At 48.7% G+C, this 538-nt stretch carries 1 pseudogene; it reads right to left on the bottom strand.

What is annotated here, in order from left to right:
* Positions 1 to 538, bottom strand: a pseudogene (locus R8O11_RS30685) (alpha-amylase family glycosyl hydrolase); the annotation flags it as partial.

Below are 538 nucleotides of genomic sequence, written 5' to 3'. Positions count from 1 at the left end.
ACCTCTTCAGCGTAGTAGTTATTGATACACAGCAGCGTTTGTTTGTCGTTCTGGCGAGCGTAAGCAAAAATACGTTGATGCTCTGGCAGTAAATCTTCATAACGGCCATCGGTGATCACCGGAACCTGTTTACGTAGCTCAATCAAACGTTTGTAGAAGTAGAACACCGAGTTCAAATCAGCAACCGCTGCTTCTGCGTTGATTTCAGAGTAATTCTGCGCCACCTCAAGCCACGGTGTGCCTTCGGTAAAACCAGCGTGCTTTTGGCTGTTCCACTGCATTGGCGTACGTGAGTTATCACGCGACTTCTGCGCCAAATCGCCATCATCTCTTCGTGTGATACGTAATCGCGGTTGACCATGATGTCGTACATGTTGGTGCTTTCTACGTCGCGGTACTGGCTGATCTCAGTGTAACCAGGGTTGGTCATACCAATCTCTTCACCTTGATAAACATACGGCGTGCCTTGCATCATATGTACAGACGCCGCCAGCATTTTCGCCGACTCGACGCGGTATTGTATATCATCACCTAAGCG

It is taken from the genome of Vibrio sp. 1288 (assembly GCF_033344475.1).
The sequence above is the reverse complement of the archived record's forward strand: the minus strand, read 5'-3'. Positions and strand labels throughout refer to the sequence as shown.